The following is a 1,747-nucleotide window of genomic DNA, read 5'->3' on the forward strand; positions in this document are numbered from 1 at the left end:
CCCGGCAACCCCTGGACGGCACCCCAGCCGCCGGTCCCCGGCACGCCGTACCCCCAGATGCCCGGGGCGTCCTACCCCGCGGCGCCGGTGCCGCCCGGCGGGCCCGGCTACCCGCCCGGCGGGCCCGGCTACCCGCTCGGCGCACCGCAGCCGGCCGCGCCGACGAAGAACAAGAAAACCATCCTGATCATCGCGATCGCGGCGGTCGCGCTGACCCTGCTCTGCTGCGTCGGCGGCATCGCCGCCATTATCGCCGGAGCCGACAAGGCGGCCGACGAACTCGACAACGCGCTGCCCACCCCGGCGGTGACCGGCGTGCCCGACCTGCCGGGCGCCGCGCCCAGCGCCTCCGCCTCAGCCGGCGCCGACGGCGAGACCTTCAACATGGAGCCGGGCGACACCCTGGTGCTCTCTGACGACGAGGGCACCATCGAGATCACCGTCACCAAGTTCACCACCGCGACCAAGGGCTGCCGCCCGTACGCGCCGAAGCCCGGCAAGGGCCTCTACCTGATCGCCCACGTCACCGCCACGGTGACCAAGGGCAAGGGCTCCATCAACCCGTTCTACTTCGAGTGGGTGGCCGCGGACGGCACCACGGTCAACGGCCTGGCCAGTGCCCTCTCCGGCTGCGGCGACACGCTGAACTCGGGCAGCAACCTGCGCGCCGGCAGCAAGCGGACCGGCACTGTGGTGTTCGACGTGGCCAACAAGAACGGCGCCCTGGAGTACCAGCACCGGTTCGAGACGGCGGGCTCCTGGCGGCCGTAGATCGGGAGCTGTGACGGGAGGCCGGTCCCTTCGGGGCCGGCCTCCCGTGCGTTCATCACCAAACGTTGCCACCTGCACTTCCCTCGTAGGGGAGGACGGTGACGGATAGGTCGGGCCTGCCTCTGCGTCTGTAGTAGTGACCGAGATTGGAGGGCCGCTTGGATGAACGATGAGGAGCGGGCCCGGCTTGCCCGATTTGTAGCGGACCGGACGCCTGCGTTGATGCGGATCGCATACCTGCTCACCGGCGACCGCCATGAAGCCGAGGACCTGCTCCAGACCGCGCTACTCAAGACCGCGTTGAGATGGGGGTCGCTGCGACATGACGATCCCGAGGGGTACGTCCGCACCGTCATGTACCGCGAGCAGGTGGGTACGTGGCGGCGGCTCCGCCGGCGCCACGTCGTGCGGGAGCAACGGTATGTGAGCCAGGTCGATCCGGACCCCAACGAGGCAACCGACGTCCGGTTCGCGATGCGTTCGGCCCTCAAGCGTCTCTCCGCCATGCACCGGGCGGTCGTCGTTCTGCGCTTCTACGAAGACCTGACCGAAACGCAGGTGGCCGAGGTGCTTGGTTGCTCCGTAGGAACCGTCAGGAGCCGAACAAACCGGGCGATCGTTCGGCTCCGTCAACTTGTGCCTGACACCGACAGCTTGGAGGTGCTGCGGTGACTTCCCCGTTCGAAGAGCTCATCAAGTCCACTCTCACCAATCTGGCCGAGGAGACACCCGCCGTGAAAGACCAGATGACTCGCGTGGAGGGCCGGATCGCGCGCCGGCGCAAGATGACCTTCGCGGTGGCGGTCGCAAGCGTTGCCGTCGCCGGGCTCATCGCCACTCCGCTGGCCGTCGCCTCCACCCAGGGCTCCGATGGACTCTCGCCCGCCGACAAGCCAGCCGGATCAATTCACCCGTCGCCCATCCCCACCGCGGTGCAGGCCATCCTCAAGTCCCTCGGCAAGACGCCGCTGGACAC

The 1,747-nt window shown here is 69.0% G+C and carries 2 protein-coding genes and 1 pseudogene; all 3 read left to right on the top strand.

The features are described from left to right. The coding region (locus C1I99_RS34685) for a DUF4352 domain-containing protein (RefSeq protein WP_111137757.1) at positions 1–771 on the top strand (771 nt) is incomplete at its 5' end. Between the two features lie 162 nt (positions 772–933). Beyond that, complete coding sequence (locus tag C1I99_RS31435) at positions 934–1,443, top strand: SigE family RNA polymerase sigma factor (protein WP_111137758.1); 510 nt, start codon at positions 934–936, stop codon at positions 1,441–1,443. After that, positions 1,440–1,747 (top strand): annotated as a pseudogene (locus C1I99_RS31440) (hypothetical protein); the annotation flags it as partial. The gene C1I99_RS31435 and the pseudogene C1I99_RS31440, both read left to right, overlap by 4 nt.

Source organism: Micromonospora deserti (assembly GCF_003236335.1).
Lineage (GTDB): Bacteria > Actinomycetota > Actinomycetes > Mycobacteriales > Micromonosporaceae > Micromonospora > Micromonospora deserti.